20 protein-coding genes and 3 riboswitches are annotated in these 23,367 nt (G+C 69.8%); of the genes, 9 read left to right on the top strand and 11 right to left on the bottom strand.

Going from position 1 to position 23,367, the window contains the following annotated elements; translation table 11 throughout:
• Positions 1 to 377 (top strand): PPW family C-terminal domain-containing PPE protein (locus tag BST28_RS19210; protein ID WP_474630499.1); only part of this gene is annotated, 377 nt, incomplete at its 5' end.
• A 28-nt stretch (positions 378 to 405) separates the two neighbouring features.
• Here BST28_RS19210 and BST28_RS19205 read toward each other — a convergent pair.
• Complete coding sequence (locus BST28_RS19205) at positions 406 to 1,062, bottom strand: pyridoxamine 5'-phosphate oxidase family protein (protein ID WP_083082392.1); 657 nt, start codon at positions 1,060 to 1,062, stop codon at positions 406 to 408.
• Between the two features lie 40 nt (positions 1,063 to 1,102).
• On the opposite strand from BST28_RS19205, the gene BST28_RS19200 reads away from it, so the two are divergent.
• On the top strand, positions 1,103 to 2,410 hold the full coding sequence (locus tag BST28_RS19200; RefSeq protein ID WP_083082390.1) for an aminotransferase class I/II-fold pyridoxal phosphate-dependent enzyme: 1,308 nt from the start codon (positions 1,103 to 1,105) through the stop codon (positions 2,408 to 2,410).
• A 17-nt stretch (positions 2,411 to 2,427) separates the two neighbouring features.
• Positions 2,428 to 2,611, top strand: a riboswitch (cobalamin riboswitch).
• Positions 2,612 to 2,644: 33 nt separating this feature from the next.
• Positions 2,645 to 4,390 (top strand): PPE family protein, encoded by a 1,746-nt coding sequence (locus BST28_RS19195; RefSeq protein ID WP_083082407.1) that lies wholly within the window; start codon positions 2,645 to 2,647, stop codon positions 4,388 to 4,390.
• Positions 4,391 to 4,405: 15 nt separating this feature from the next.
• Here the strand turns inward: BST28_RS19195 and BST28_RS19190 are convergent, their stop codons facing one another.
• Positions 4,406 to 5,065: a maleylpyruvate isomerase family mycothiol-dependent enzyme gene (locus BST28_RS19190; protein ID WP_083082388.1), complete on the bottom strand. Its 660-nt coding sequence runs from the start codon at positions 5,063 to 5,065 to the stop codon at positions 4,406 to 4,408.
• Positions 5,062 to 6,012 carry an LLM class flavin-dependent oxidoreductase gene (locus BST28_RS19185; protein ID WP_083082386.1) on the bottom strand — a complete coding sequence of 317 codons (951 nt, stop codon included), beginning with the start codon at positions 6,010 to 6,012 and terminating at the stop codon, positions 5,062 to 5,064. The genes BST28_RS19190 and BST28_RS19185 overlap by 4 nt, the downstream gene beginning before the upstream one ends.
• Before the next feature lie 85 nt (positions 6,013 to 6,097).
• Between BST28_RS19185 and BST28_RS19180 the strand changes: the two genes are divergently transcribed.
• Entirely contained in the window at positions 6,098 to 6,910 is an 813-nt protein-coding gene (locus BST28_RS19180; RefSeq protein ID WP_165758115.1) for an MmyB family transcriptional regulator, read from the top strand.
• Here the strand turns inward: BST28_RS19180 and BST28_RS19175 are convergent.
• From BST28_RS19175 to BST28_RS19165, 3 genes are read right to left on the bottom strand one after another with little or no spacing between them, the layout of a single operon-like run.
• On the bottom strand, positions 6,897 to 7,841 hold the full coding sequence (locus BST28_RS19175; protein ID WP_207570144.1) for an NADP-dependent oxidoreductase: 945 nt from the start codon (positions 7,839 to 7,841) through the stop codon (positions 6,897 to 6,899). The two genes, BST28_RS19180 and BST28_RS19175, sit on opposite strands and share 14 nt — an antisense overlap.
• Positions 7,842 to 7,866: 25 nt before the next feature.
• Positions 7,867 to 8,289: a nuclear transport factor 2 family protein gene (locus BST28_RS19170; RefSeq protein WP_234808333.1), complete on the bottom strand. Its 423-nt coding sequence runs from the start codon at positions 8,287 to 8,289 to the stop codon at positions 7,867 to 7,869.
• Positions 8,286 to 10,463, bottom strand: coding sequence for a molybdopterin-dependent oxidoreductase (locus tag BST28_RS19165; RefSeq protein ID WP_083082382.1), 2,178 nt, complete (start codon positions 10,461 to 10,463; stop codon positions 8,286 to 8,288). Before BST28_RS19165 ends, BST28_RS19170 begins: the two co-directional genes overlap by 4 nt.
• A gap of 62 nt (positions 10,464 to 10,525) precedes the next feature.
• On the opposite strand from BST28_RS19165, the gene BST28_RS19160 reads away from it, so the two are divergent.
• Positions 10,526 to 11,131 carry a TetR/AcrR family transcriptional regulator gene (locus tag BST28_RS19160; protein WP_083082401.1) on the top strand — a complete coding sequence of 202 codons (606 nt, stop codon included), beginning with the start codon at positions 10,526 to 10,528 and terminating at the stop codon, positions 11,129 to 11,131.
• 37 nt (positions 11,132 to 11,168) lie between these two features.
• On the opposite strand, the gene BST28_RS19155 is transcribed toward BST28_RS19160, so the two are convergent.
• The 4 genes from BST28_RS19155 to BST28_RS19140 form a co-directional block, all read right to left on the bottom strand.
• Positions 11,169 to 11,753, bottom strand: coding sequence for a DUF7676 family protein (locus BST28_RS19155; protein ID WP_083082379.1), 585 nt, complete (start codon positions 11,751 to 11,753; stop codon positions 11,169 to 11,171).
• A gap of 11 nt (positions 11,754 to 11,764) precedes the next feature.
• Positions 11,765 to 13,450 carry an ATP-binding cassette domain-containing protein gene (locus tag BST28_RS19150; RefSeq protein ID WP_234808332.1) on the bottom strand — a complete coding sequence of 562 codons (1,686 nt, stop codon included), beginning with the start codon at positions 13,448 to 13,450 and terminating at the stop codon, positions 11,765 to 11,767.
• 233 nt (positions 13,451 to 13,683) lie between these two features.
• Positions 13,684 to 14,721: a FecCD family ABC transporter permease gene (locus BST28_RS19145; protein WP_083082376.1), complete on the bottom strand. Its 1,038-nt coding sequence runs from the start codon at positions 14,719 to 14,721 to the stop codon at positions 13,684 to 13,686.
• A complete protein-coding gene (locus BST28_RS19140; protein WP_065287978.1) occupies positions 14,718 to 15,911 on the bottom strand; it encodes an ABC transporter substrate-binding protein in 1,194 nt (397 codons plus the stop codon). The genes BST28_RS19145 and BST28_RS19140 overlap by 4 nt, the downstream gene beginning before the upstream one ends.
• Positions 15,912 to 15,948: 37 nt before the next feature.
• A riboswitch (cobalamin riboswitch) is annotated at positions 15,949 to 16,127 on the bottom strand.
• Between the two features lie 19 nt (positions 16,128 to 16,146).
• A riboswitch (cobalamin riboswitch) is annotated at positions 16,147 to 16,310 on the top strand.
• A 29-nt stretch (positions 16,311 to 16,339) separates the two neighbouring features.
• Between BST28_RS19140 and cobN the strand changes: the two genes are divergently transcribed.
• Genes cobN through BST28_RS19120 form a run of 4 tightly spaced genes read left to right on the top strand, consistent with a single transcriptional unit; the run spans position 16,340 to position 22,849 of the window.
• Complete coding sequence (cobN, locus tag BST28_RS19135) at positions 16,340 to 19,921, top strand: cobaltochelatase subunit CobN (RefSeq protein WP_083082375.1); 3,582 nt, start codon at positions 16,340 to 16,342, stop codon at positions 19,919 to 19,921.
• Complete coding sequence (gene cobF / locus BST28_RS19130; protein WP_083082374.1) at positions 19,918 to 20,670, top strand: precorrin-6A synthase (deacetylating); 753 nt, start codon at positions 19,918 to 19,920, stop codon at positions 20,668 to 20,670. Before cobN ends, cobF begins: the two co-directional genes overlap by 4 nt.
• Positions 20,667 to 22,118, top strand: coding sequence for a cobyric acid synthase (locus tag BST28_RS19125; protein WP_083082373.1), 1,452 nt, complete (start codon positions 20,667 to 20,669; stop codon positions 22,116 to 22,118). Before cobF ends, BST28_RS19125 begins: the two co-directional genes overlap by 4 nt.
• Entirely contained in the window at positions 22,115 to 22,849 is a 735-nt protein-coding gene (locus BST28_RS19120; protein ID WP_083082372.1) for a cobalt-precorrin-6A reductase, read from the top strand. Before BST28_RS19125 ends, BST28_RS19120 begins: the two co-directional genes overlap by 4 nt.
• On the opposite strand, the gene BST28_RS19115 is transcribed toward BST28_RS19120, so the two are convergent.
• Complete coding sequence (locus tag BST28_RS19115) at positions 22,835 to 23,281, bottom strand: hypothetical protein (RefSeq protein WP_065287973.1); 447 nt, start codon at positions 23,279 to 23,281, stop codon at positions 22,835 to 22,837. The two genes, BST28_RS19120 and BST28_RS19115, sit on opposite strands and share 15 nt — an antisense overlap.
• Between the last annotated feature and the right edge of the window lie 86 nt (positions 23,282 to 23,367).

Here is a 23,367-nt window from a genome sequence, read left to right as displayed (position 1 = left end):
CTCCCGGGGCACCCCCGCCACCGCCCGCCCCGCCGCTGTCGCCGGGCGACGCGCTGTCCGCCATGTACCTCGTCGCCGGCCTGAACCAGCAGGCCCGCCGGGCCGCGGGCACCAGCGCGCGCCGCCGCAAGGCGTCCGAATCCGATGCCGCCGAAATTCCCGCGCCGGCGGACACCACCGACGAGCAGGCGAAGGCCCGTCGGCGCCGGCGCGCGAAGACCGACATGCTCGGCCGCGGGTATGAGTACATGGACTTGGAGGAACCGGTGATGCCGAGCGGGCTGACCGCGTTGGCCGGGGACGCATTCGGCGGCGGAGCCATCGCGCCGATGACGCCGGGGACCTGGATGCCGGAGCGCCGCAGGCAGACGATGTAGATCATCACCGCGCCGATCCGGCCGGCTCTCACCGCGGTCTGCGGTAGGACTCCAGGTAGGACGGCAGCGCGATGGCCGGGTCGAGATCGGCGGCCGGCTCCGGGCGCCCGGCGACTATCTGCAGCGGAACCACTCCCGCCCAGTGCGGCAACGCGATGTCCTCGGGTTCGTCGTTGGGCCCGCCGTCACGCACCGAGGCCGACACCTTGACCAGGTCCAGGGCCAGCACCGCCGTCGCCGCCAGTTCCCGGCGGTTGGGCGGCCGGGCGTCGGAGGCCCGGCCGGGCGCCACGTGATCGAGCAGTGCATTCAGTCCGCGCCGCTTCTCGGCGTCGTCCTCGACCAGCCGGGCGGCGCCGATGACCACCACCGACCGGTAGGCCATCGAATGGTGCAGCGCCGAACGGGCCAGCACCAACCCATCGACCAGGGTGGCGGTGACGCAGACCGGCAGGCCCGCGGGGCCGGCGGCCAGCACCGGGCCGCTGCCGGTGGAGCCGTGCAGATACAGCGTCTCGCCGACCCGGGCATGGGTGGTGGGCAGCACCACCGGATGGCCCTCGCGGGCGTAGCCCAGATGGCAGATCAGCGCCTCGTCCAGGATGCGGTGCACGGTCTCGCGGTCGTAGCGGGCCCGTTCCCGGTAGCGGCTGGGGGTGGTCTGCGGCGTCGGCGCATAGGACACGGGCTTGCCTCCATTAATGTACTAGTGCAATATAAACATTGTGGCAGTACAATACAGCATCACGGGTGAGGGCGCTGAAGCCATCGCGGCCAGCGTCGAAGAGGGCATCGCGTGCGGCGCGCTGGCTCCGGGGGCCGTGCTGCCGCCGATCCGCGGGCTGGCCCAGCAACTCGGGGTGAATCCGAACACCGTGGCCGCCGCCTACCGGCTGTTGCGCGACCGCAGCGCCGTCGAGAGTTCGGGCCGGCGCGGCACCCGGGTCCGCGATCGCCCGGCCACCACACCGCGCTCGCTGCGCGGGCTGGCCGTGCCCCCGGACGTGCGAGACCTGTCCACCGGAAACCCCAATCCGGCGCTGCTGCCGATCGTCGCCGCCGCGTCGGGATCTGTTGTGCTCTACGGGCATCCGCCGATCGCGCCGGTGCTGGCCGACCATGTCTCGACCGAACTGGCCGCCGACGGTGTGCCGGCGGACCACCTCGCGGTCACCTCCGGGGCGCTGGACGCGATCGAGCGGGTGCTCTCCGCGCACCTGCGCCCCGGCGACCGGGTCGCCGTCGAAGACCCGGGATGGCCCAACCTGCTCGACCTGCTGGGCGCACTGGGACTCACTCCGGAGCCGGTCGGGGTCGACGACGACGGGCCGGTGCCGGCCGACCTGGCACGTGTGCTGGGGCGTGGGGTGCGCGCTGTGGTGGTGACAAGCCGGGCCCAGAATCCCACCGGCGCAGCGGTTTCCGCCGAACGTGCCGATGCCCTGCGGGTGCTGCTGGAGGGATCGGACGTGCTGTTGGTCGAAGACGACCACTGCGCGGCCATCGCCGGGGCGCCCTTGCACTCGCTGGCGGGGGTGACCCGGCACTGGGCATTCATTCGGTCGGTGGCCAAGGCCTACGGCCCGGACCTGCGGCTGGCGGTGCTGGCCGGAGACCAGCGCACCGTCGAACGGGTGCAGGGCCGGCTGCGGCTGGGGCCGGGCTGGGTCAGTCACCTGCTGCAGAACATTGCGGTCGAGATGTGGCGCGACGTCGCCACGACTCAACGGGTGGCCGACGCCGAAGCCGCCTACGGCGTTGCCCGCTCCGGTTTGTGTGCGGCACTGGCCGATCGCGGTGTGGCCGCCCACGGCCGTTCCGGCCTCAACGTGTGGATCCCGGTGCCCGACGAGGCGGTGGCGATGACGGCGCTGTTCGCCGCGGGCTGGGCGGCGGCTCCGGGGGCCCGGTTTCGGCTCCGCAGCGCCCCGGGGCTGCGGATCACCATCGCCGAACTGGCCCCCGACGACATCGTTCCGCTGGCCGATGCGGTCGCAGAAGCGGTACACGGCCCCGGGCGGGCCAGCGTGTGACAGGGCTTCGCCGCCCCTGCCATAGCGTGCGATAATGCGCCGGTAAGGCAACGATGGTGCAGGAAGCCGGTGTGAATCCGGCACGGTCCCGCCACTGTGATCGGGGAGCGACCCTCAACAGCCACGGCTCTTCACGGAGTTGGAAGGCGAGGCGAGCGTTGATCCGAGAGTCAGGACACTCACATCGTCGCGTCCTGCGACCCGGGGCGGTGTACCCCGAGAGAGCTGATCACCTTGACCGCGCCTATCTGGGTGGCGTCGCCTCCTGAGATCCATTCGTCCCTGTTGTCTGCCGGCCCCGGCGCCGGCCCACTGCTGGCCTCCGCGGCAGCCTGGACCTCCCTATCCGTCGAATACATGGCGATCGCCGACGAACTGACCAGCCTGTTGGCCGGGGTGCAGGCCGGAGCCTGGCAGGGACCGTCCGCTGAGGCGTTCGTGGCCGCCAACGCCCCCTACCTGGCCTGGCTGCTGCGTGCCGGTACCGACGCGACGGTGACGGCCACTGCGCAGCAGAACGCCGCGACCGCCTACACCAGCGCAGTGGCCATGATGCCGACCCTGGGGGAGTTGGCCGCCAACCACGCCACCCACGCCGTGCTGGTCGGAACAAACTTCTTCGGTATCAACACGATTCCGATCGCCTTGAACGAGGCCGACTACGCGCGGATGTGGGCGCAGGCGGCCACCGTGATGACCGTCTACGAGGCGACCGCGACCACATCGGTGGCGTCGGTACCGCAAACCGACCCGGCCCCAGCGGTTCTCAAGACGCCGGGCAGCGCGGACGCGACGCCGCCGCAGTCGCCGCAATGGTTCCTCGACTTCGCGAAATGGCTGGAAGGCCTTGTCCCGCAGCCGCCTTATCCCGACAGCGGACAATACCCGCTGTATGCGGAGTGGCTGGCGTTCTTCGACAAGATCGGGTTCACCGATATCGCCGACCCGCTGGCCCAGTGGTTCGCCAGTCTCGGTGGATCGTCGTGGCTGCCGCCGGCCGGAGTGCCCGGGTCATGGCTGGGCTGGACCGGCAATCCGCTGAGTTACCTCAACCCGGCGTACTTGGCCTACATCCTGTCGGTGCCGCTGGACCCGGGCTCCTACTTCGCGTTCACCAGCATCGTCATCATCGACGACCTGCTGGCGATCATGTACACGGCCCTGTTCAATCCGCAGGGCCTCGGCCTGGTCATACCGCTGGCGATGGTCGAGATCGTCGGCGCCACGATCGGTAACACCGTCCAGGCGCTCAACTACCTGATCACCCAGACCGCCCTGATCCCAGCGCTTTTGCCGATGCTGGCCGGTTCGGCCGTGCTGGCACCGGTGGGCGTGCTCGGCGGTCTCGGTCTGGGCGCCCTGGCGCATCACGCCGCCGTCGCCGCGGTACCACCGGCGCCCGCGCCGTCACCCGGACTGGTGATGGCCCAACCGCCGGCCTCCGCCCCGGCACCCGCGGCCGCCCCGGCGCCGGCACCCGCCCCGGCGCCCGCGCCGGCCGCGGCCCAGTCCCCGCCGCCGAGTGCGCCGCCACCGACCCCGGCTGGACCGCCGTCGGTGACCACGCCGGCCTACATGTACCTGGTCGGCGGCCTGGACATGGGCGCCCGACGGGCGTCGGGCACCAGTGCCCGCAAGAAGGCCGCGCCGAAGCCGGACAGCGCCGACGTTCCCGCAGCGGAGCCGGCGGAAGAGGATGCGCCACAGCGACGCCGGCGCCGGGCGCAGGTCGGCATGCTGGGGCGCGGGCACGAGTACATGCACGTGGAACAAGACTGGGCGCCTGACCCCCCAGCGGTGATGTCCTCGGACCGGGGCACCGGGCCGCACGGGTTTCCCGGCGCCACGCACCGGGTGGGCGCCGCACGCCCGGCCGGGTTGACCGCGCTTGCCGGTGACGGGTTCGGCGGTGGCGCAATCAATCCGATGATGCCGAACACCTGGCCGAGGGACGCCGACTACGGAGGTTCGCAGGTGTAGGGCCCGTAGCGGGCCTCAGGAACGGAATATGTTGATGCGGGGCGGAAGGCCCAACGATGTGGTGTCGCGTCGTCCGGTAGCGGCGAGCAGGAATTCGTGCGGATCCAACCCGGTGGCTTGCGTGATGTTTTCCGGTGGCAGAAACAGAAGCGATGCCACATCCCGGTCGGCCAGCGCTGCCCTGTCCCGGCTGAGCCGGCCCAGGACGAAGTCAATGCTTGTGTACAGGGCCGGGCCCGTTGCAGAGGGGCGGCCCAGGGCATCCCGAATGTCGTCGGCGTGGATGAATGTGTCGGCGACTAGCGAATGCATCCCCTGGCCGATCGTGAAATCGCCTAGGAGGCTGGGGCGTTCCCAGACGGTGTCGTCGAAGGTGGCGGCCAGACCCGCCATCTTTTCTCTTGCGTCCAGCAACTGCAGGGCGAGTGTTGAAGGCGGCAGGTGCCGCAGTGAGGCGGCCTGCTCGTCGGGGCTCCGAGTGCCGATCGTGCCGCTGACCGTCTCGACGGCCTGCCCGACGACATGGCCTGCGATGTCGCAGACGTGCCAAGTCGAACACCGGGTGGTCCGGTTCCACGCCGGCGCTTCGAGCAAGCCCAATAGATCGGCGAATTGCTGATACTCGTCGAGAAGTTGGGCGATCGTCGGTGCCCGCGGGGGCGTGGGACGCGTCACGCAATTGCCTCCCGGACTTGTTGCAACTGTTTCAGCTGATCGTGATAGTCGCCGAGTGTCAGTGCGGCGATGCGGCAGACCAGGTGGCGGGCTCCGGCGTCGACGTAGCCCGCCAGTGTCGTCGCGACCTGTTCGGCCGACCCCGTTGCGAACGTCTGGATCTGTTCCATGATGTGCAGCGGAAATCCATACGTTGCCTTCGTGAACCTATCCAGCGCTTCGCGGCCACAGTCTGGGGCGGCGGTGATCAGCACGGTGACGAACAACCCCGGTGTCACATCGCGTTTCGCGCGGCCCGTGCCTTGGGCGGCGGCCAGCACATCGTCGAGGCCCGCCTGGTATTGCTCCGGTGTAGGCGGATAGGGGAGCCATCCGTCATAGCGTGTTCCCGCGCGGGTTCGGGCCTTCGGGGTGTCGCCGGCAAGCCACACCGGCGGGCCGCCGGGAGTCGCCGGCACGATGCAGTCGGGAAGCCCCTCAAAAGAAGTCGTCGCGCCGTGAAACTCGTCCGGTCCCTCGGGTGACCACAGCTGCCGCCACAAGGCCACGGTGTCGTCCAGGCGGTCGAAACGGCGCTGCCAAGGGACTTGCGACAGTGCGTATTCGCGCTCCGAGACCCCTGGATATCCTGCGCCCACGCCGATGGTCAGCCGTCCCTGTGACACCAGATCCAATGAGGCCAGCGCTTGTGCCGTCTGTACCGGTCGACGCAGCGCGGGCAGCAACGCCGCGGTGCCGAGCGTGATGCGCTCGGTGACCGACGCGGCGGCGGCCAGAAACGTCAACGCCTCAAGTCGTGGTCCGAAGAGTGAATCGTTTGCCCACAGTGAAGCGAAGCCGAGATCCTCAACCGTGCGTACCAGGCGAACCAGTTCTAACGGCTCGGCCCCCGCCCACTGGTTACCGCTCAGCAATGCCACAACCCCGAGGTGCACATCTTTCGTCATGCCCTCATCGTCGTGACCACCGTGCGCCTGGACAATTCCTCACAGGGAATAGACCTGTGCCGCAGGCGCGGAGTTAACTGGGTACATGCCGGGGGCCGCGCACACACTGGGCTTTGGATCAGCATTGCGAAGTTGGCGTCGTCGCCGCCGACTCAGCCAGATCGACCTGGCGCTGGCGGCCGGCACCACGCAGCGCCATCTGAGTTTCCTCGAGCAAGGTCGCAGCGCACCCGGACGCGAGATCGTTGAGCGCCTCGCGGCCGCTCTGGATCTGACCCTGCGAGAGCGCAATGCACTGCTGGCCGCGGCCGGATTCGCCCCCGCCTACGCGGAGACGGATCTGGGATCATCGAAGCTCAACCCGATTCGCGAGGCGTTGCAGCACATCCTTCGCGGCCACCTTCCGTATCCGGCGCTGATCATGGACTCGGTCGGGGATGTCATCGGCGCGAATCGCGCGGTGGGCGTGCTGCTCGACGGTGTGGCGCCCTACCTGCTCGAACCGCCGATCAATGTGTTCCGTCTTGCGCTTCACCCGCAAGGCATGGCGCCGAGGATCGCGAACCTTGACCAATGGCGGCGGCACGTCTTCGACGGGTTGGGTCAGCGGCTGCCGGACCCTCGCCTGGAAACCCTGATCGAGGAATTGGAAGGCTACGGAGTGCCGACCCGCAACGGTGCGTCCGCAGACACGCTCGGCTTCGCGGTCCCACTGCAGCTGCGGACAGACAGTGGCGACGTGCGCTTGGTTGCGACGATCGCCACCTTCGCCACCGCGCTCGACATCACCATCTCAGAGTTACGACTCGAGGCGTTCCTTCCCGCCGACCGTGACACGGCGGACATCCTGGCGCACCGCCACCAGGCGCGCGACGGGCGATCCGTCAGGCCGCGGTGAGCACGATCTTGCCGGTGGTACGGCTATCGCCGATAGTCTGCAGGGCACGCGCGGCCTCCTTCAGCGGAAGCTGTTCGGCGATATGTACGCGCAGGTCTCCGCTGGCCGCGAGTGCACCCAGGGCGTCGAGTCCGGCCGCGTCGGGCTCGACCAGATAGCCGCAGGCATGAACCCCTAGCTGTTCGGCACGCTCGTGCAGGCCCGGTGTCCAGGCCGCCTGGGCGCTGACCAGAGTTCCGCCGGGCCGAAGGCACTCAAGCGCGGCGAGGCCGGCGTCGCCGCCGAACATCTGGATCACCGCGTCGACGTCCCAGACCACCTCGTGAACGGGAGTCGTGGTGTAGTCCACGACCTCGTCCGCGCCGAGCTCGGAGACGAAGCGGTGCTTGGCGGCCCGGGCGGTGCCGATCACGTACGCGCCTCGCGCCTTGGCGATCTGGACTGCCAGATGTCCGACGCCGCCCGCCGCCGCCGAGATCAACACACGCTGCCCGGCCGTCACCCGGGCCACGTCGACGAGCATCTGCCACGCGGTCAGCCCCGCCAGGGGCAGTGCCGCCGCTTCGGCGTAACTCAGTTCAGGGGGAATGGCGGCGAAGTGTCGTGACGGCGCGGCGACGAATTCGGCGTAGCCGCCCGCTTGCCGCGGGAACCACGGCATGCCGAAGACTCGATCGCCGACGTTGAATCGGTTGACGCCGTAGCCGATCTCTTCAACGACACCGGCCACATCCCATCCGTGAATGAAGGGCAGGGCAAGCACCCGGTTGTAGGCCCGGCCGCTGCTGGTGTAGTAGTCCACCGGGTTCACCCCGGCGGCGTGGACTCGAACTTTCACCTCGGTGGGCGCGGGGCGCGGTTCGGGGACCTCCTCCAGGCGCGCGGAATCGGGTCCGTCCCAAGCATGTTGAGTGATTGCGAGCACGAACATCGCCTCCTTGGCTGGGTTGTGGCCGTCAGCGGTTCTGTCGGCCGACTTGGCGGTGCAGGATCCTGGTGTCGAAGTAGCCGACGTCGCTGATCAGCTGCCCGCCACGGAAGGTGCAGACGAACGTGACGGGTACCTCGAAGCGGCTGCCGGGCCGGACGGGCAGGCCGAGCAGATCGGTGTGCGTCGTCCCGGTCATGCGGCCCCAGACCACGACGGTGTCTTCTCCGAACGCCATCCCGTCGAACTCACCCCGGTAATCGGGAACGGATTCGAAAAACGCCGTGTAGAACGTGCGTAACTGCGGGCGGCCGATGATCGGTTGGCGCACACCGGGATCCTGGTAGCGGCCGTCGGGGGAGTACGCCGTCAGGATCGCCTCCACGTCATGCCGGTTCTTGGCTTCGGCGTAGTTGCGCAGTGCTGCGCGCAGCGCGGCGTCGGTGGTCACAGCGAGCTCGCCTCGGGACTGGCGGCGACCTGTACCGGTATGCCGTTGAGCACCGCGGTGCCCGACAGCGGATCCAGCTCGACACCGTCGGCCAGGACGTTGCTGTTGACGCCGGGCCGCCGGGCAGCGATACCCAGCGTCATGTCGGGTTCGTCATGGCCCCAGCCATGCGGGAGTGACACCACGCCGGGACGGACCGCGTCGGTCACCTCCACCGCCGCATCGACCGCCCCCGCGCGTGAGGCCACTCGCGCGCGAGTCCCCAGCCGCAGCCGTGCGGCATCGGCGGGATTGACCAACAGCGTGCAGCGCTCGGGCCCCTTGGCGAGCGTGGGCAGATTGTGCATCCAGGAGTTGTTGGACCGCAGGTGGCGTCGCCCGATCAGCACCATGGTGTCTTTCGGTGGCGACAACAGCCGGGTGCGTAGTTCGGCGATGTCGTCGACCAGCGGTTGCGGGGCGAGCTCGATCTGGCCCGACGGGGTGTTGAGCAGGCCGGGCAGCTGTGGGCGCAGCGGGCCGAAATCGAGCCCATCGGGATGCGCACGCACCCGGGCCAGCGTCAGGGGCTCGGTGTCGCCGTACGGCCCCGCCCGTAACAGCAAGTCGAGCAGCCGTTCGGGGCCGCGCAGCCCCCCTGCCTGACTGTCGCCGCCGAGGGTTCGCGCCAGCGATTCGGCCACCAGGTCGTCGATGGCTGCCAGGTCGGCGGTGGCGCCCTGCCGCGTGACGGTTCCGATCAGCCGAAGCAGGATCTGCCATTCCGGTCTGACGTCGGGGTCCGGCGGCAGCACCGGCGGTGCGTAGGTGGCCGTGTTGCGGATCGCGAAATGGTGGAAGAACAGGTCGTAGTGCGGCTTGGTCAGCGGTGAGGGCGCCGGTAGCAGCACATGGGCGTGGCGTGTCGTTTCATTGCGGTACAGATCCATGCCGATCATCAGCTCCAGCTGGCCGAATGCCGCCGTGAGCCGAGCGCTGTTGGGCGCCGAACGCGCGGGATTGCCGGCGACGGTGATCAGCGCTTTCACCTGTCCGTCCCCGGGGGTGTCGATCTCCTCGGCCAGGCAGGCCAACGGCAGTTCGCCCAGAGTCTCCGGTGCGCCCCGCACCCGGCTGCGCCACCGCCCGAACGCGACCCCGCGTTGGGCGGTCATCGCCCGCAGATCGGCCGCCGGACGGGCGAACATGGCGCCGCCCGGCCGGTCGAGGTTTCCGGTGAGCACGTTGAGCACCTCGATCAGCCAGCTGGTCACGGTTCCGAACCGCTGGGTGCAGGTGCCGGTGCGGCCGTACACGGCCGCGGCTGGTGCGGCAGCCAGCTCGCGGGCCAACCGGCGGATGTCAGCCGCGGAGATGTCGCAGTGGGGCGCAACGACTTCGGGGGAGAAGTCCCTGGCCAGCTCCTCGATGGCCTCGAGGCCGCGGACGTGTGGGCCCAGCCGGCCGAGGTCGACGCTGTTCTCGCTGAACAGTGCATGCACCAACGCCAGCAGCAACAAGGCGTCGGCGCCGGGGCGGATCGGGTAATGCTCGTCGGCCTCGCGGGCGGTTTGGCTTCGGTTGGGATCGACGACGATCAATCGCCCCCCGCGCCGCTGTAGCGCGCGCAGCCGCGCCCGCATCCCCGGTGCGGTCAGGAGGCTGCCGTTCGACACCAGCGGGTTGGCGCCCAGGATCAGCACGTAGGAGCAGCGGTCGAGGTCGGGCAGCGGCACCGTGTACATGCCACCGAACATGAGTTGGCAGGCCACGAATTTCGGCATCGCATCGACGGTGTTGGCGGAGTAGATGTTGCGGGATCCCAACGCCCGCATCGTCGCACTGCTGTACAGCGTCGTGGCGAAGTCGTGCGCTACCGGGTTGCCGAGGTACAACGCCACCGAGTCCGGCCCGTACCGGTCCAGTACCGCGGTCAGTCGCGCGTCGATCGCCGCGAACGCCTCGTCCCAGGAGGCGGGCTGCAACCGGCCGTCGGCGGATCGGATCAGCGGGGTGTGCACCCGATCGGGGTCGGTGTGTAACTCCTTGAGCGCGAGCGCTTTCGGGCAGATGTGTCCGCGACTCGACACGTGGTCCGGGTTGCCGCGAGTGGAGACGACTTCGTCGGCGTCCACCTCGCTCAACAACCCGCAGCCGGCTTCGCAGAGCGGACAGATGTGACGCCGAATTTGCATACCGTCAGTATTAACATACCAAGGGTATGTACCACAAGTATGGGTCACGTATGCTGGTCGGCGTGCCCGGCCCGCGTACCCAAGCAGAACGCACCCGCCTCACCACCGAGCAGATCCTGGCGGTGGCGCGGGCGGCCTTTGCCGCCGACGGCTTCGACGCCACCTCCATCGATGTCGTCGTCGAGCGCGCCGGGATGACCAAGGGCGCGCTGTACCACCACTTCGCCGGGAAACGCGCGCTTTTCGCCGCGGTCTACGAGGACGAGCAGCGCGCTATCGGCCAGGCGGTGCTGCGGGCCGCACGCGGCGGCGGTGACAGCTGGCAGAACTTCTTGCGAGGCTGCCGGGGCTTCTTCGATGCCGTGTTGGATCCGGGCGTGCAGCGCATCACCCTGATCGACGCTCCGGCGGTGCTGGGCTGGGAGGCGATGCGTGACCTCGAAGACGAACATGTCACGTCGCTCATGCGCCAAGGACTATCCATGGCGATCGACGACGGTCACCTCGCGCCGCAGCGGGTGGAACCGCTTGCGCACCTTATTCACGGAGCGATGTGTGAAGCCGCGATGACCGTCGCCCGGTCCGCCGATCCGCGCCGCGAAAGCCGGGATGCGCTGGCGGCGCTGGAGTGCCTGCTCGCCGGAATCGCAGTCGACCACACCGGCTAGGTGCTGCGGGCCCACCAACCCCGGGCCCGGGCCGGGCCTACCCGCCGCAGCGGATCCGATTTCCGTTGCGGTCCACCGGGTCCGGGCCCAGTCCCAGATAGCGCTCCCGCAGCTTGTCCCACAGTTCCAGCTGGCCCCACTTGGGCTCCTCGCGCATCTGCTGGTCGTTGGTGAGGAACGGGTTGGGCAGCATGATCGTCATCATCTGCTCGTCGCGCCCGTTGTAGAGCCGCACTCCCCACGACATCGGGTTGCCGTCCTTGCCGATTCGCCGGTACAGCTCGGCGCGGGTGCAGCGCCGAATCCGGCCCAGCTCCGAGCCGCTGGCCCGATGCTTGCCGATGCACAGGTGAAAATGCCAGCGGCCGAAGTCGATGGTGGCATAACCGTCGAGCATCGAGATCTTGCGCGGTGCGTTGGGTGCCGCCACCTCCCAGGCGGCGCCCTGCATGATGATGCCGAACCAGATCTCGTCCCAGTACTCGTCGAAGCACAGGTGCAGCAGATCCAGCAGGCTTTGCTGATCGGTGGGCAGCGGCCACAGTTGTTCGCGGCCGCGGTCTTCGGTGTCGACGACGGGCGGATCGGCGACAACGGTGCCCGCTGCGGTGTTCTCGGTCATGGGAATCCCTCCTAGTTTCGGTCCTGGCGAACCTGGGGCTTGTGGGTCAGTGCGCAGTCGCCGCACAACCCGGCGTCGGGTACGCGGTAGAACAGGCAACAACTGGTCCGGCGATAACCGACGTCGTCGAAACATATTGTGCAGGTGAGTAGCTCATCTGCGCACACGGCGCGGGCCAGGTTCCAGTACGGGGTGGTCGCCAGCTGCTCACCGCGATGACGGGCCAGCGCGCGGGCAGCTCCCAGGACGGCGGAGGCGGCATTGCCGTACAGCAGCTTCTCGGAGATCGGGCCGAGTCGTCGCACCGCTGCGGTCAACGGAGTCAGGTGACCGCTGAGGATCTGCTCGGCCAGCAGCGGCGCCGGGGTCTCGTCGGGCCACCGGCCCTGCCAGGCCACCGGGTCCGGCAGGTGCAGGCTGACGGTGCCACCGGATTGGCGATACCGGAGGTGATCGGGGCACAGCTCTATCAGCAGTCCGTGCTCGGCGAGCCCGCCCAGGGCGATCGACCACAGCCGGGCGGCGAACCCGAGGACGAACGTGGACGCCGCCACCCGGCGATCCGGTGCCCCGATGCGCTCACCCGTGGCTGCGATCGCGTCGGCGAGCAGGGTTTGGTCGGTGTAGAGCCGGGCCACCGGGTGCCAGTCACCGTCGGGCATCGGACCGGTGGACACCGCGAAATACGGGCTGACATCGGATAACTCGGCCAGCGCCGACACCACCAGCTCCGGGGGTGCCAACCGGCGTGGCGGTTCGGTGGGCAGCGAGCGCAGCAGCTGCGGCAGGTCTCGCAGTGCGCTGACCGCAGTCGATGTGGCGGAGCGCACCGTGATCGCAGCGGTATCGATTGCGGTGACGACGATTTCGGGCTGATCGGTGGTCTCGCCGATGTGCCAGCCCTCCCGCGCCAGCACCCGGGTCAGTGCAGCGTGCAGCGGTTCGGGCGCATCGATGCGCGCGGGCCGCCGTCGGCCGTCTTCGGTGCCGAACGCGAACATGCCGCTGGACGGGTCGAAGCGCAGGGTGTCGGTGTCGAAAATCGCACCGATGCGGCCCGACAACATCAGCTCCTCGCCGACCGTGTCGACGAGGGTGCCCGCCGGATCCAGCAGCCACACCCGGTCGGCCACCCGCAACGCCAATTCCAGGTCGTGGGTGCTCAACACCACCGCCATCTGCTGGTCGCGGGCCAGCTTGCGTAGCAGCCCGAACAGGCCGGCCCGCGAGGACACGTCCAGGAACGCGGTCGGCTCATCGAGGATCAAAAGGCCCGGCTGCTGTGCCAGGGCGCGCGCGGTCAGGACACGCTGGCATTCACCGTCGGACAGCTCCGCGGCCGGCCGCGACGCCAGATGCTGGGCGCCGGTGGCCGCCAGCGCCCAGTCGATGATCTCCTCGTCCTCCGGGCGCAGCCGGGCACCCAAGCCCAGGTGTGGAATGCGGCCCAGCCCGACCAGCTCCCGTGCCGAGAGCAGACCCGGATCGATCCGTTCGGTCAACACCACCGCGACCCGGCGGGCCAGTTCGTCGCGGGGCAGCCCGGTCAGGTCGGTGCCGTCCAGCAGGACCTGGCCGCCCAACGCCGGCTGCAGTCCGGACAGCGTGCGGATCAGGGTGGACTTCCCGGCGCCGTTGGGCCCGATCAAAACGGTGAGCTCGCCGCGGCGGGCCTGCGCACTGAGGTCGCTCGCCACGGCGGTGGTGCGCCGTCGGTGCCTATATCCGATCGCCAGGCCGGCCAGCTGAACCGCGGGGTCTGTGCGGCGGTCCCTGCTTCGGCTCTCCTCCGTCGAGTCTCGCTGAACCGCTCGGCGCATGCGGCGGTCCCAGCTTCCGCTCTCCTCCGTCGAGCCTCGCTGAACCGCGGTGTCTGTGCCGCGGTCCCAGCTTCGGCTCTCCTTCGTCGAGCCTCGCTGAACCGCGGGGTTCACGGCATCCCCGATCCGCGACGGGCCCGCAGCAGCACGGTGATCACGACCGGGGCCCCCACCAGCGCGGTCACGGCGTTGATCGGGATGACCACGTTGCTGCCCGGCACCTGGCTCACGATTCCGCACGCCAGCGCGGCGACCGCACCCAGCAATGTCACCGCGGGCACCACCACGCGGTGATCGGAGGTGCCGACGGCGATGCGGGCCACGTGCGGCACCACCAGCCCGATGAAGGCGATCGGCCCGCAGAACGCGGTCGTCACGCCCGCCAGCAGCGATGCTGAGCCGACCGTGACCACCCGGGCCCGCCGCACGTTGATACCCATGGTGGCCGCGTAACTCTCGCCGAGCAGCAGGGCGTTGAGCGGCCGAATCGTCAACGCTGCGGCGGCCAGCCCGACCGCCACCAGCGGCAGCAGCAACCGAAGGTCGTCCCAGCCGGTTCCGGCGAAGCTGCCCAGTCCCCACAGCAAGAACTGCTGCACCCGCTGCGGGTCGGCGTAGACCATCGCCAGGCTCACCAGCGCGGTGCTGGCCGCGCCCAACATCACCCCGATCAGCAGCAGCGTCGCTGCCGAGCGGGTCCAGCGGGACAGCGTGAGCACCAGCGTCAGCATCGCCGCGGCACCCAGCGCTGCGGCGATGGTCGCCCCGGCGCGGCTGGCTCCTGCCATACCGGCGGTGAAGCCGGCGCCGGCGGCACCGCCGAGCAACATCACCAGCGCCACGCCGAGGCTGGCCCCGGAGCTGACACCGAGAATGTAGGGGTCGGCCAGGGTGTTGCGGAATAGGGTCTGCAGCTGCAGGCCGGCGACCCCGAGCGCGGCCCCCGCGGCCAGCGCGGTGAGCACCCGGGGCAGCCGCATGTTCGCCACGATCACCTGCCAGCGGGGATCGGAGGCGTCGGAGCCAAAAAGCACCCGGACGGTGTCGGCCAGCGGCACCCGCACCGGGCCGAGCGCCAGACCCAGCACGGCCAGCACCACGACCGCGATGGCGAGCCCGGCCAGCACCAGCGTGATGCGCGCCTTCATCGTGCGACCTGACGGTAGAACTCGAATTCCCGATCGCTGTGGGCCAGCTCTGGATGCAGGATCGCGACCAGGTCGCCGAGCAGCAGATCCGGTCGCGCCGTACCGCGTTCCCAGTACAGATTGCCCCCGCCGGGCCCGATCGCCTTGGTCGCCGACCATACCTGGCCACTGCGAACCGCGGTGAGATCGCCGTACCGACTGTCCTGGGATACCGCGTCGCCCACGGCTTTCCAATCGTCGGTGACCAGCCACAGCGGTGCGTGCCCGGCGCGGGCGTAGACCGACTCGAAGTTCAGCTGCCGGTTCTCGGCGCCGCCGTCGGTCAGCCAGGGGTACGCGCCGCCGGCATCGGCGATCAGACGGCCGGCGTAGCTGGCACCGGTGGGCATCGACCAGCTGCCCGAATACATGGTGCCGACCAGGACGTCGACCGGTTTGGCCGACGCGGCCAGTACGGCCAGTTCCCGGTAGCGGTCGCGGATGACCTGGAAGGCCCGCCCAGCCTGCAACTCGGTTCCGGTCAGTGCCGCAAACACTTTGATCCATTCGGCGCGGCCCAGCGGAGTGGCCTCCAACCATTCGGCGTCGGCGACCACGGGAACGCCGGCCTCCCGTAGCTTGGGGTAGCCGGGGTCGTCCATTCCCGGGGTGACCAGCACGTCAGGGCCGGCGTGCAGCACTGTCTCGATATTGACCTGCCCGCCGGGCGCGTAGCCGACGACCCGGCCGGCGTCGATGCGTCGGCGGATCTGCGGGTCGGCCACCGCGGCCGGGCTGGCCACCCCGGTGACCACATCGGCCTGGCCGAGTTCGGAGATCATCGCCAGATGCGTCGTCGAGCCCGAATACAGGCTGCGCACCGGAACCGTGACCTGTTGGGCTTGAGCCAGCTCGCCGGTCAGCTGCGGGGCCGGTGCGCCGCAGCGCACCAACACGTACGACACCGGCTTGCCGCCGAGGTAGGGGCGCTCAACGGTCAGGACTTGGTAGCTGCGGTGATACTCGAGACGGAAGTTGCTGGCATCGGACAGTGTCGATTTGTCCGGAAAGTAGTCGGCGGCCGGATCGAAGTCGGTGATGCAGCCGGGACGCGCGTCGGCAGACAGCGGGGCGCGTTCGGCTGAGCAGCCGGCCAGCGAAGTGGCCAGCGCAATCGCCAGCGCGAGAACTACCCGCAGCGCACGGGACATGGGCGTGCATCAGCTTCCTCGGGGTACACCGCCCCGGTTCGCAGGACGCGATGACGTGAGTCTCCTGGCTCTCGGATCACTGCTCGCCTCGCCTTCCAGCCCCACAGGTTGCGGGCCGTGGCTGATGAGGGTCACTCCCCGATGACAGTGGCGGGACCGCGCCGGATTTCCACCGGCTTCCTCACTGTGTTGTCATCGCCTTACCGGCGACATTCTTGCACGGCCCGCTGCGTTAGGCTGGCCGCCGTCTCGTGGTGTCAGGAACCCGGTGCAAATCCGGGGCGGTTCCGCCACTGTGAGGGGCTGGGCGTTGACCGCACGCGCGGCGAAGCCGGGCGCAGCAGGTCAGCGCCATCAGTACAGCCCCGAGCCAGATACGGCCACGAGACGTCCGACGACGAGGGGCGAGAACCCCGAGGAGGCCCGTGATGTCCGAGGCACGCCGCATCGCCTTGCTCTCCACCTCTGACACCGACCTGCTGTCGGCGCGGGCCAGCGGGGCCGCCTACCGGCTCGGTAACCCGGCCCGCCACGACATCGAGCCGCTGCTCGCCGGGGCGGACGTGGTGGTGCTGCGCATCCTGGGCTCGTCGGCCGAGATCGCCGACGAGCTGAAGCTGCTGCGCGCGACCGGCCTGCCGCTGGTGGTGCTCGGCGGGGAACGCGCACCCAACGCCGAGCTGATGGAGTGTTCCACGGTCCCGATCGGGCTGGCAGCGCAGGCGCACGCCTATCTCGCCGAGGGCGGCCCGGCCAACCTGGCCCAGCTGCACGCGTTCCTGTGCGACACGGTGCTGCTGACCGGTGCGGGATTCGACGAGCCTGCGGTGATCCCGGAGTGGGGTTACGCGCAGCGGACGACGGCCGCCGGCCCCGGCGCGGTGCGGATCGGGGTGCTGTACTACCGGGCCCATGAGGTCAGCGGCAACGCCGGATTCGCGCACGCCCTGGCCGACGCGATCGATGCCACCGGCCGGGCGATCGGGGTGCCGATCTTCGCGGCCTCACTGCGCAACGCTCCCGACGAGTTGTTCGACGCGTTGGGCACGCTGGACGCGGTGGTGGTCTGCATGTTGGCGGCCGGCGGCGCGCTCAACGCCACCGCGACCGTCAGTGCCGGTGACGACGACGGCGCGTGGGACATCGAACAGATCGCGGCGCTGGACATCCCGGTGTTCCAGGGGCTGTGCCTGGCGTCCTCGCGCGCGGACTGGGAGGCCAACGACGACGGTGTCACCCCGCTGGATTCGGCCACCCAGATCGCCATCCCGGAATTCGACGGCCGGATCATCACGGTGCCGTTCTCCTTCAAGGAGATCGACGACGACGGGCTGCCGCACTACGCCGCCGATAGGGAACGCTGCGCCCGGGTGGCCGGGGTGGTGGTGAATCACGCAGTGCTGCGCCACATCCCGAACGCCGAGAAGAAGCTGGCCATTGTGCTTTCGGCCTATCCCACCAAGCACTCCCGGGTCGGCAATGCCGTCGGCCTGGACACCCCGGCCTCGGCGGTGCGACTGCTGCACCGGCTGGCCGCCGAGGGCTACGACGTGGGGGACGGGTTCGGGGTGCTCGAGGTCACTGACCAAACCGCGGCCGGGGACCGATTGATCCACACCCTGATCGAGGCCGGCGGCCAGGACGAGGACTGGCTGTCGACGACGCAGCTGGCCGAGGCGCAGGTACGAGTGAGCGCCCAGCAGTACGCGCAGTGGACCGCGGAGCTGCCCGACGCCCTGCGTGATGCGATGAGCCAGGCGTGGGGACCCGCGCCGGGCAAGCTGTTCGTCAACGAGGCCGATGAGATCGTGCTGGCCGCACTGCGCTCCGGCAACATCGTACTGATGATCCAGCCGCCGAGGGGGTTCGGGGAGAACCCGGTGGCGATCTACCACGACCCGGATCTGCCGCCGAGCCACCACTACCTGGCCGCATACCGGTGGCTGGCACAGGGTTTCGGCGCGCACGCGGTGATCCACCTGGGCAAGCACGGCTCGATGGAGTGGCTGCCCGGCAAGACCGCGGCACTGTCATCCGCCTGCGCCACCGACGCCATGATCGCCGACCTGCCGCTGATCTACCCGTTCCTGGTCAACGACCCCGGCGAGGGTGCTCAGGCCAAACGCCGGGCGCACGCCACCATCGTCGACCACCTGATCCCGCCGATGGCCCGCGCGGAGTCCTACGGCGATATCGCCCGGCTGGAACAACTGCTCGACGAGTACGGCAACATCGCGACGATGGACCCGGCCAAGCTGCCGGCGATCCGCGGCGAGATCTGGAACCTGATGCGGGCCGCGGAGATGCACCGCGATCTGGGACTGGACGACCGGCCCGACGATGAGGAGTTCGACGATTTCCTGCTGCACGTCGACGGCTGGCTCTGTGAGATCAAGGACGCCCAGATCCGGGACGGCCTGCACGTGCTCGGCGGCGCACCGGCCGGCCCGGAGCGGGTCAACCTGGTGCTGGCGATCCTGCGGGCCCCGCAGGTGTGGGGCGGGGTGGACCACGCGGTGCCCGGGCTGCGCGCCGCGCTGGGACTCAAGGACGACGCTTCGGCCGCGACCGTCGACGACATCGAAAAGCGCGCCCGCCAGTTGGTCGAAGCCATGGAGGCCGCCGGCTGGGACGCCGCGGTTGCCGGCTCGCTGCAACCCGACCCCGAGGTATGCCGGGTATTGAGATTCGCTGCCACCGAAGTGGTTCCGCGGCTGGCCGGCACTACCGCCGAGCTGGACTCGGTGCTGCACGCGCTGGCCGGCGGATTCGTGCGGCCGGGGCCGTCCGGGTCGCCATTGCGCGGCCTGGTCAACGTGCTGCCCACCGGACGCAACTTCTACACCGTCGACCCCCGCGGCGTGCCGTCCCGGCTGGCCTGGCAGACCGGGCAGGCGATGGCCGACTCACTGGTGCGCCGCTACCTCGACGACACCGGCCGCTACCCGGAGTCGGTGGGGCTATCGGTGTGGGGCACCTCGGCGATGCGCACCTCCGGCGACGACATCGCCGAGGTGCTGGCGCTGCTCGGTGTGCGGCCGGACTGGGATGAGGCCTCCCGGCGGGTCTCCGGGCTCAAGGTGATCTCGCTCGAGGAGCTCGGACGGCCCAGAATCGATGTGACGGTGCGGATCTCGGGGTTCTTCCGGGACGCATTCCCGCACGTGGTGACGATGCTCGACGACGCGGTGCAGATGGTGGCCGCCCTCGACGAGCCCGACGACGCGAACTATGTGGCCGCCCATGCCCGCGCCGACCTGGCCGAACACGGCGATCCGCGCCGGGCCACCATCCGGGTCTTCGGGTCTGCGCCCGGCTCCTACGGGGCCGGCATCCTGCAGGTGATAGAATCTGGAACCTGGCGCGACGACAAGGATCTGGCCGAGGTCTACACCACCTGGGGCGGATTCGCCTACGGGCGTGGCCTGGACGGCCGTGCGGCCGCGGAGGACATGCGCACCAACTACCGCCGGATCAAGGTGGCGGCCAAGAACATCGACACCCGCGAACACGACATCGCCGACTCCGACGACTACTTCGTCTACCACGGCGGCATGATCGCCACCGTGCGGGCGCTCACCGGTTCCGACCCGAAAGCCTACGTGGGGGACTCGACGTCGCCGGATGCCGTCCGAACCCGCACCCTGGCCGAGGAGACCGCCCGGGTGTTCCGGGCGCGGGTGGTCAACCCGCGCTGGATCTCCGCGATGCGCCGCCACGGCTACAAGGGCGCCTTCGAGCTGGCCGCCACCGTCGACTACCTGTTCGGCTTCGACGCCACCGCCGGCGTGGTGCACGACTGGATGTATGAGAAGCTCGCCGCCGAGTACGTGCTCGACCCGACCACCCGGGAATTCCTCGACAAGTCCAATCCCTGGGCGCTGCAGGGCATCGTGGAGCGCCTGACCGAGGCCGCCGACCGGGGCCTGTGGGCCGAGCCGGATCCGCAGACCATGGCGGCATTGCAGCAGGCCTACCTGGACGTCGAAGGTAACCTGGAGGACCGGTGAAAGTCTGGATTCTCGGGATCGGGATGGGTCCTCAACACGTCACCGCCGAGGTCGCCAGCGCGCTGCGGTCGGTCGACTACGTCGTGGCATCCGAGAAATCCTCCGACGACAGCCTTTTGGCTCTACGGCGCTCGGTCGTCGAGACCTATGCCGCCGCGACTCCTGTCGTCACGGTCGCCGACCCGCCCCGCGACCGCTCCCCGGGATTGACCGAGTCGGGCTACGCCCGCGCAGTGGCCGACTGGCATGCGGCGCGGGCGCAACGATACGCCGACGTGCTGCAGTCCCGCGGCGGCACGGCCGCCTTCCTGGTCTGGGGTGACCCGGCACTGTACGACTCGACGATCCGCATCGTCGAATGGGTGAAAGCCCTGATTTCCGAATCGGGATACGAACTGGAATACGACGTATTGCCCGGCATCAGCGCACCGCAACTGCTGGCCGCCCGACACCGAGTCGTGCTGCACGAGGTAGGCCGGCCGGTGCACATCACCACCGGGCGGCGCCTGGCGGAGGCCGTTGCCGCGGGCCAGGACAACATCGTCGCGATGCTGAATCCGCCGGCGCTCGACCTCTCCGCGCTGGCCGATTGGACGATCTGGTGGGGCGCCAACCTCGGTGCGGCGGGGGAGCGGCTGGTCAGCGGCCGCGTCGGTGGTGTCGCCGACGACATCGCGGGTGCCCGCCGCGCCGCGCAGGCCGAGGCGGGCTGGGTGATGGACGCTCTGCTGGTGCGGCGACCCCGATGACCGGACTCCTGATCGCCGGAACCACCAGCGACGCCGGTAAGACCGTGGTGGCAACCGGGTTGTGCCGGGCGCTGGCGCGGCGCGGGGTGCGGGTGGCGCCGTACAAGGCGCAGAACATGTCGAACAATTCGATGGTGTGTGTCGCCGCCGACGGTACGGGTGCCGAAATCGGCCGGGCGCAATGGATTCAGGCCTTGGCGGCGCGAGCCGACCCCGAGCCGGCGATGAATCCGGTGCTGCTCAAGCCCGGCAGCGACCAGCGCAGCCACGTGGTGCTGATGGGACAGCCATGGGGCTCGCTGTCCTCGGCGGACTGGATGCAGGGGCGAGCGGAGTTGGCTGCGGCCGCACACCGTGCCTTCGACGATCTCGCCGCAAGGTACGACGTGATCATCGCCGAGGGCGCCGGCAGCCCGACCGAGATCAACCTGCGCGCCGGCGATTACGTCAACATGGGATTGGCGCGGCACGCTCGCTTGCCGGTGGTGGTCGTCGGTGACGTGGACCGCGGCGGGGTGTTCGCGGCGTTCTTCGGCACCGTCGCGTTGCTGTCCCCGGAAGACCAGGCCCTGGTCGCGGGGTTCATCGTCAACAAGTTCCGTGGGCAGCAGCAATTGCTGGAGCCCGGCCTGGCCGACGTGGAACGCGTCACCGGCCGGCGCGTCTTCGGCACCCTGCCGTGGCACCCGGAGCTGTGGCTGGACTCCGAGGACGCACTCGATCTGGACGGCCGGCGCTCGGTAAGGGCCGGGGCGCGCCGCGTGACGGTGATCCGACTGCCCAGGATCAGCAATTTCACCGACCTGGATGCGCTGGGCCTGGAACCGGATCTGGATGTGGTGTTCGCCTCGGATCCGCGTGGCCTCTCCGATGCCGACCTGGTGGTGCTGCCGGGAACCCGCGCGACGATCAGCGACCTGGCGTGGCTGCGCTCGCGTGGGCTGGACGCCGCGGTGGCGGCGCATGCCGCCGCAGGCAAGCCGGTGGTGGGAATCTGCGGCGGCTTTCAGATGCTGGGCCGGGTGATCCGAGACCCGCAGGGTATCGAGGGCCCGCCGGGCGAGGTAGCCGGGCTGGGCTTACTGGATGTCGAAACCTGTTTCGGCGCAGATAAAGTGCTGCGCCTCTCCGATGGTGGATACGAGATACACCACGGCCGGGTCACCCGCGGCGACGGCGCCGACGAGTTTGCCGGCGGTGCGCGCACCGGCCAGGTGTTCGGCACCATGCGGCACGGAAGTTTCGAAGACGATGCGCTGCGGGGTGCGTTCCTCGCCGAAACCCTGGGGCTGGCGCCCTCGGGCGTGTCCTTTCCCGCCGCGCGGGACCGGCGGCTCGAGCTGCTGGCCGATCTGGTCGAGAAGCACTTGGACGTCGATGAGCTGCTGGCATCAGCCCGCGGCGGCCCACCGAGCGGACTGCCGTTCCTACCGCCGGGGGCGCCGTGAACCGCCTGCTGCTGCTCGGCGGTACCGCCGAAGCCCGCGTCCTGGCCGACCGACTGGTCACCGCCGGCGTCGACGTGACCACCTCGCTCGCCGGGCGGGTGGCCAATCCGCGGTTGCCGGCCGGCGCGGTGCGGATCGGCGGCTTCGGCGGAGTCGACGGTCTGCGTGCCGCATTGGCCGACTATGACGCCGTCGTGGATGCCACTCATCCGTTCGCGGCCACCATGTCACGCCACGCGGTGGCCGCCTGTTCGGCGACCGGCCGCCCGCTGCTGCGGCTGGAGCGGCCCGGCTGGGCGGAGCGGGCCAGGCCGTCCTGGCAGTGGGCCGACACCCACCAACAGGCCGCTGCTGCCGCGGCCGCGCTGGGCCGGCGACCGGTGCTGACCATCGGGCGCCAACAGTTGGCGTCCTATCTTCCGGAGCTGGCCGAGGCGGCGGTGCTGGCGCGCGTGGTCGACCCGCCGTCGATCGCGGTGCCGCCCACCTGGACGGTGGTCACCGACCGGGGCCCGTACGCGCTGCCCGGCGAACTCGCGCTGCTGCGCGATCACCGCGCCGACGTGGTGGTGACCAAGGATTCCGGCGGCGAGTACACCTGGCCGAAGATGCTGGCCGCCGACGAGCTCGGCCTGCCGGTGGTCGTGGTGCGCCGCCCGGACCGGCCGGCCGGGGTCCCGACGGTGTATGACGTCGAGCAGGCGGTGGCCTGGGTGTTAACCGGCGACTGACCAGAGTTGCAGGGCGGCGCCGGCGGTCAGCAGCGCGGCGACCTTGACCACCTCCAGTCCGGCATAGGCGTAGTGGGCCTGGGACCGTTCGACCATCCCGCCGGGCGGCGCGGTGGTCGCGGCCAGCACCGCATCGGAGCGGCGGCGCAGCCGGGGCCGGACGAACAGCGACTGAGTGGCCAGCACGGCCACCGCCACGCCGACCGCCGCCACCGCGAGGCGGCCCGGGGGATCGGCGGCGACCGCCGCCACCACCACCGCCGCCAGCACGATCTCGACCGCGTTGAGCGCCCGGAACACCAGGCGGCCGATACCCAGCCCCAGCTGAAGGGTTATCCCCGGCGCCCGGAATTTCAGCGGGGCCTCGAGAAATGAGATCGCCAGCACCATGCCCAGCCAGGCGAAAACGACCGCTGCTGCCATCGCACCCATATCGCCGGCGCCTCCCGATTTATCTGTGTCTGTCGGTTGCAGAAAACATATCTGTGCATCTCGGTCACAGACAAGTGGGGAGGGGG

The sequence above is a fragment of the Mycolicibacter kumamotonensis genome (genome assembly GCF_002086285.1).
Classification (GTDB): domain Bacteria; phylum Actinomycetota; class Actinomycetes; order Mycobacteriales; family Mycobacteriaceae; genus Mycobacterium; species Mycobacterium kumamotonense.
Note: the sequence above shows the minus strand (reverse complement) of the source record. Positions and strands in the feature narration are given on the sequence as shown.